This is a genomic window from Leptolyngbya sp. FACHB-711 (assembly GCF_014695615.1).
Taxonomy (GTDB): domain Bacteria; phylum Cyanobacteriota; class Cyanobacteriia; order Elainellales; family Elainellaceae; genus Leptolyngbya_A.
This window is the reverse complement of record NZ_JACJOR010000127.1, coordinates 1-6,034: the sequence shown is the minus strand read 5'-3', so window position 1 is coordinate 6,034 and position 6,034 is coordinate 1. Positions and strand designations below refer to the sequence as shown.

Annotated in this window: 5 protein-coding genes; 1 reads left to right on the top strand and 4 read right to left on the bottom strand. The window is 50.2% G+C overall.

The window, feature by feature from the left end; genetic code table 11:
- On the bottom strand, positions 1 to 901 hold a 901-nt coding region (locus tag H6F80_RS04100), incomplete at its 3' end, for a class I SAM-dependent methyltransferase (protein ID WP_190790336.1).
- Positions 902 to 1,233: 332 nt separating this feature from the next.
- Between H6F80_RS04100 and H6F80_RS04095 the strand changes: the two genes are divergently transcribed.
- On the top strand, positions 1,234 to 3,555 hold the full coding sequence (locus H6F80_RS04095; protein ID WP_190790335.1) for a hybrid sensor histidine kinase/response regulator: 2,322 nt from the start codon (positions 1,234 to 1,236) through the stop codon (positions 3,553 to 3,555).
- 226 nt (positions 3,556 to 3,781) lie between these two features.
- Here H6F80_RS04095 and H6F80_RS04090 read toward each other — a convergent pair whose 3' ends face one another.
- From H6F80_RS04090 to H6F80_RS04080, 3 genes are all read right to left on the bottom strand, one after another.
- Positions 3,782 to 4,228: an RNA recognition motif domain-containing protein gene (locus tag H6F80_RS04090; RefSeq protein WP_190790334.1), complete on the bottom strand. Its 447-nt coding sequence runs from the start codon at positions 4,226 to 4,228 to the stop codon at positions 3,782 to 3,784.
- Between the two features lie 698 nt (positions 4,229 to 4,926).
- Positions 4,927 to 5,394, bottom strand: coding sequence for an SsrA-binding protein SmpB (smpB, locus tag H6F80_RS04085; protein ID WP_190790333.1), 468 nt, complete (start codon positions 5,392 to 5,394; stop codon positions 4,927 to 4,929).
- Between the two features lie 94 nt (positions 5,395 to 5,488).
- Positions 5,489 to 5,755, bottom strand: coding sequence for a YciI family protein (locus H6F80_RS04080; RefSeq protein WP_190790332.1), 267 nt, complete (start codon positions 5,753 to 5,755; stop codon positions 5,489 to 5,491).
- Positions 5,756 to 6,034: the final 279 nt, after the last annotated feature.

Sequence of the window (6,034 nt, the reverse complement as noted above, 5' to 3'; positions counted from 1 at the left end):
GCTCTGTGCTTTTCAGCAGCGTCAGGATGTAGGGCGGCATCTTGGCGTAGATTTCCGATCGCGGATTCATGTCCATAATTGCAATGTGACCACCTGGACGCAGGAGCCGTCGCGCTTCTTGCAAAATGTCGATTGCTGCCGACTGAGGCAGTTCGTGGAACAGAAGGTGGGCAGACACAAGATCAAACGAGGCATCGGGTAATCCGGTCGCTTCGGCAGCGGCATGAAGCCAGGTGGGGCTAGGAATTTGGGCTGCTTGATCTGGGCTGGGCGCAAGCGAAGGCTGAATTGCGTAATCTTCCCCGCGTTCTCGCTGCTCAGTGCGATACTGGGCGATCGTCAAAAAATGGGGCGAGAGATCGACTCCAGTAATTTGCGCTTGCGGGTAAAGGGCTTGCAGGGCAAAGGTACTCATGCCAACGCTACAGCCAATGTCTAAGATGTTCTGCGGTGCAGTGTTAATTTGCTCTTGCAGCACGGTTTGATAGCTCTGGCGCAGTCGCATATCACCCTGTTCGCCAGAGTCCGGCCAAACCCGAGCATGAACGGCATGGGCAGCCACTTCGACTTCCATTGCTGCATCCCAGCTTAGATTCCCGTCCTCGTAAGCGTGAAACATTCGTAGGTAATAGTCGGGATAGGTCAGATTCGCGCTCTGCACCTGGGCAAGCTCTTGCTCCCACTGAGGAGACACCTGAGACGAAACCTGAGAAGATGCGCTGTCGCTGCGCGATCGAAGAGCTTGCACCTGATCATGCCAGTACACGCCGATCGACTCAGCTCGCTTGATCATCATGTTGCGTGCCCGATTTTTTGCCAGGTCCGCCAGAGGCTTGATCGCCAAAATGCCGTTGACTAGTTGAGAAGTAATTCGAGGAGAAGATTTGACAGCAGCCGTCATAGGAGGATGAATTGCGAAATGAACAAGCAGAGAAAACAAATGGAGAATAAATCTAAATTCACCGCAGTCAAACTACAGTCTACCGTTGGATGCTTATCCTTCAGGCAGCAGCTATAAAGATTTTCATTGAGATTGGCTGATTGCAGGCATTTGCAGGCATCATTATAGAGAGTTGAAAAGGCTAACTTTCCACAGTCAAGGCAGCGAATATGCGCCGCTTCGCAGGATAGCGCTAGCACTGGCTGAAATTTGACGGTTCAATTCTGACGGCTCAATCTGACGGTCGCTATCCAAATTCCGGCAGCACCGATCGTTTAGGAATGGAAATGAGGATGGGCGAGACGATCAATATTTCTGATGCTTTCACGCTCAGCCGCGCTTGGTCTGCTTCAAAGTTCGATCGATTAAGAAAATTGTTTCAGCAGATTGCAGCCCAGGTTGAGGCGATCGAGATAACCGAGGTAGCCCTGGCGGGTCAACGATCGCAATCCCCCCTTCTTGCACAATCTCAACTTTTTAGCTTAGTTGCCTCTCCCGGATTTAGTGCCCTGCTCCAGGCAGAGCTGCTGACAGGCATTCAACCTTTGACCGGAGCGCAGTCTGGCACAGAAGTTTCCTATCAAATCAGCCTTAACTTTGAACCTGAGAAAATTGCCGCTTTTCTAGACGGGCTGCTGCCCCAGGTTGAGCGCAACTGGCAACCAGAGTGGATGGAAGCTCGATCGCGGCTTCAGCCCAATGATATGCAGATTCAAACGGACTTTACCCGTCAACTTCTCGATTTGCTGCTGGAGCCGTTGGACTCGACTCTAGTTGCAGTGTGTGAGCCTGCGCTACAACAGCAAGTCGAGCAAGAACGGCTGCTAAATCAGGTCATGATCCAGATTCGGCAAAGTTTAGAGCTGCCAATCATTCTGCAAACAGCGGTCGATCAAGTGCGAGCTTGTCTACGGGTCGATCGCCTGGTGATTTACCAGATTGAGGGTGTGACTCAAACAGAATCATCTTTCTCACAAGCTTTATGGCAGGAGGGGACGATGCAGAGCAGTTCCCCCTTCGGAGTAATCGATTCGCAGGCGGCGGGTTCAGTCATTTATGAAGCAAGAGCCAGTGACACAATTCCTTCAGTGCTGCATTTTTCAGATGCTCATTGCTTTGTAGATGAGCTACGCGGACATGTCCGAGAATCCTGGCAATTTCCGCTGATAGTAGAAGATGTTACCGTGCGATATGCAACATCAGTTCCCTGCCTGCTGGAATTTTTGCAGCGTGCCCAGGTGCAGGCAAAGCTTGTGGCTCCGATCTGGGTAAACAATCGCCTCTGGGGACTCCTGATCGCTCACAATTGCACCCAGCCCTACTGCTGGGAAGACCGGGAACAGCGATTTTTGCAGCACATTGCCGAGCATTTGGCGATCGCCATTCATCAAGCCCAGCTTTACAGCGAACTTCAGCAGCAAAAACACACTCTGGAACAGCGCGTGATTGAGCGAACCCAGGCACTTGAAGACGCAATGCTGGCAGCGCAGGCGGCAAACCAGGCAAAAAGTGAGTTTTTGGCAGCCGTGAGCCACGAACTTCGTACCCCCCTCGCCTGCATTATCGGAATGTCAAGAACTTTACAACGCTGGTCCGCCCATGTGCTTGACAACCGCCAACAGCATTTTCTTCAGATGATTCACGACAGTGGTGAGCGGCTTCTCAACCAGATTGAAGACATTCTCGCTGTATCCCAAGTCGAAGCAGGCAGAATGGCTCTCAACCTGCGGGAGGTTTCGCTGTCTCATCTAGTGCGGCAGGTGCTGAAAATGCTAGAAAGTTACGCGGCTTTGCATCAGGTTGAGTTTGAGCTTGATTTGCATCTGTCCCCACAAAGCGATCGACTGATTGCCGACCCGCAGCGGGTGCGTCAGATTCTTCATAATCTACTCAGCAATGCGGTCAAATTTACCCTGGCAGGCGGTCGGGTGACGCTGCGGGTGTTTACAGAAAAAGATTTCGTGATGCTTCAAGTTCAAGATACGGGCATTGGCATCCCTGAACATCTGATTCCGCAGCTTTTTCAGAAGTTTCATCAGCTCGATCGCGGCTATAGTCGGCAGTATCAGGGAACGGGCTTAGGCTTAGCACTCACCAAGCAGCTTGTGGAGCTTCACGGAGGCTCGGTCACCGTTGAATCGACTGCCGGAGTAGGGTCAGTCTTTACCGTTCGCTTACCCATTCTCCGATCGATCGATGCCAGTTCCCCGATCGAAACTCGCAGCCTGATCGATCCGCCAAAAGGCAAGATTATTCTGATTGAGCATCGAGAAGAAATTGCGGAAGTGATTTGCGACAGCCTGACCGCAGCAGGCTACCAGCTCGTCTGGATGCTAGAAGGGGCAACGGCAGTGCGTCAAATTGAAGTAATGCGTCCCTTTGCGATCATTGCCGACGTTGATCTGCCAGACATCAAAGGAGAGACCCTGATTCACGCACTTCGCCGTAATCCTGTCACCAAACAAATTAAAATTGTTGCGCTTGCACCAGAGATAGAAGAGCGAGAGGCATGGCAGGCGATCGGCGCAAATGACCTGCTGCACGACCCAATTATGCCAGAGCAACTGCTGCAAATGATCATGCTGCTTGCTGCAAAAGAGCCGATTTCTCCCTAAGTTTTGCTGGACATCCTGGCGAAAATTGCCAAACAAATTGCCTGTCGCAACCGAGATATCTGTACCCCGTATGCCACAGGCAACGATTTTGTTTGATTGAGTTGGCACGTTCCTTTAAGGGTTTGTATCTCCGAACTCAGGAAGGCAACCGCTCGATCAGAACAATGGCTTCTGATGGTCATTGCGATCGATCAAAAAGCCTTGAGTTTAGCAAACGATTGGCAGACTAGGGATTTGCGGCTTGAGCTGCCAAAAGCTGCTTGAGCTTTTCCAGGTCTTGCGCCCAACGCGGATCGGGCTGAACTGCTTCCGGTTCGGTTGAAGTCACTTTGCGAGACTTATTGTTGCCTTTGCTGCCACCACTCCGACGATTGCTGGGTGGATTGCCCTGCGGAGCCTGCTCTGCGGTCTCTTCTTTGCCTTTGGTACGAGGCTGCGCCCGCTCGATCTTAATGGGGCTATCCTTCAACAGATAACCGTTAAATTTTTCAATCACTTCATCTGCCTGTTCTTCGCTCTTCACCGTGACAAAACCGAAGCCACGGCATTTACCCGTTTTGCGATCGGTAATCACCTTGGTTGAAACAGAGTCGTCGAACTCAGCAAAAACGGCTTCTAACTCCTGACGCTCCAACTCTTTGGACAGATTGCCCACATATAGCCGAATTGACATGAAACCCTCCGAAGGCTCAAAAACAAAACAATTTAAAAACCCTTACTTCCACTGCTGATGGGAGGCGATAAACGTTTGCAACGTCCTGCTAGAAACAAACTGACCCTCCACCCAAACCTAGCCAGCGTCTAATTAATGTACCTATAAATGCTAACAATATAATCGGCAAAATATCCTGCTCGATATCCTAATTTCAGCCTAAAAGTTTATCCTTCAAATGACCGAATTGACCACAACTTTTACATTGCTGAATAAAAGAGCATCTTAAATAAGCAGGAGATTGGGCAAAGCGGCTTTCCTACAGCCATTCACTAAGTTATCACGCAGACGGAACAGCGACGATCGTAAAAAAAGAATTCACTGCAAATTTATTCCTGTTGGCTGAATAGCTCTTTCTATCATGGCATTCGGCAAGAGCAAGATTTAAATAAATGCCAGCCCCTTGGCTGGCAAACTCGCTGTGTTGGGAGGAGATAACCCGATACCTACGGCACATCCTGATACTAGAGTTCAGATAAACCCCAAGCTCTGAACCGCTTCTGGATGCCCCAGGGTCGCGTTGTGAAGTAATGTTAACACAGGCGGAGCAATTACTGCAAAATTTCTTAACACTTTATTTTTTTGCCTTTGCAAGAAGCCTGAGGTGCGATCGTTCCGCCGTTTCCCAGAGAGAAATCGCCACCCCTCTCCCCGCCAGTCTAGTAATTTTTGATTACCCGCTCGATCTCGCGTTTCGCCTGCTTACGCTTCAGATCCTCCCGCTTGTCGTGCAGTTTCTTGCCTCGTGCCAGACCCAGGGAAAGCTTAATCCAGCCGCGCTTCAGGTGCATCTTGAGCGGTACCAGCGTCAGTCCCTTTTGTTCGACCTGTCCAATCAGCCGGCGAATTTCCTCAGCGTGAAGCAAGAGCCTGCGCGTTCGGCGAGGGTCATGGTTGTACACCTGGTTCGTGGTTTCGTGCGGTGAAATGTGAACGTTGTGCAGCCAGACTTCTCCATTTCGGACCAAAGCGAAGCCGTCTCTCAGGTTCACTTTGCCCTGGCGAATTGACTTCACCTCGGTTCCGCGCAGCTCAATGCCTGCCTCAAAAGTTTCTAAGATTTCGTACTGAAACCGAGCTTCTCGATTGTCTGCAACTACTTTATAACCGTCACTGCTATCACTCATCTTTATCTATCTGTACTTTTCTATAGAATGCTCTAGTTTGACCAGGGGTGAAGCCTGCCTGAAAAAGGCTTTTGGGGTTTGCGATGGGGTACTGCTACTCGACGACGATGCGCCATTCATGAATCTGGTAATCAACGCAGCCGTTTTGAATCAGCGGATCTTGAGCGACGATCGCCTTAGCTTCCTCTAAACTGGCTGCCTGAAACAGCATCATGCCGCCCCCCAAATCACCCCAATAGCCTGTTTTTGCTTGATGCCCCTGGTTAATTAACGTCCGGACATAGGCTTTGTGTGCCGGAACAAATTGGTCAAAGGTAGACTTGTCAACGACACCTTTTTCAATTTTGACAAACCAAGGCATGCACTCACTCCGCTCGATCGAACCTCCAGGATAGCTCGATTTTTTCATTGATCAAGGGAGATTGAGCCGGGAAACTCAGCGAGCCAATTCACCCCATTGTTAACCAAATGACAAGCCCTCAGACCTCGAGGCATCAGCGTCACTTGTTAATCAGAATCGAATCAAAACTTGGAGTGCGGTCGATTCCCACGGGTTGCTGTTTTTCCCATGCCGACTTACTGAGTTCTATAAACTTGTATGCCGAGAACAGGATTAATTGAATTGTTACGACGGGCTTAT

Coding starts and splice junctions, on each gene's coding strand:
- H6F80_RS04095 (WP_190790335.1), top strand. CDS start 1,234: ATGGGCGAGACGATCAATATTTCTGATGCTTTCACGCTCAGCCGCGCT.
- H6F80_RS04090 (WP_190790334.1), bottom strand. CDS start 4,228: ATGTCAATTCGGCTATATGTGGGCAATCTGTCCAAAGAGTTGGAGCGT.
- smpB (WP_190790333.1), bottom strand. CDS start 5,394: ATGAGTGATAGCAGTGACGGTTATAAAGTAGTTGCAGACAATCGAGAA.
- H6F80_RS04080 (WP_190790332.1), bottom strand. CDS start 5,755: ATGCCTTGGTTTGTCAAAATTGAAAAAGGTGTCGTTGACAAGTCTACC.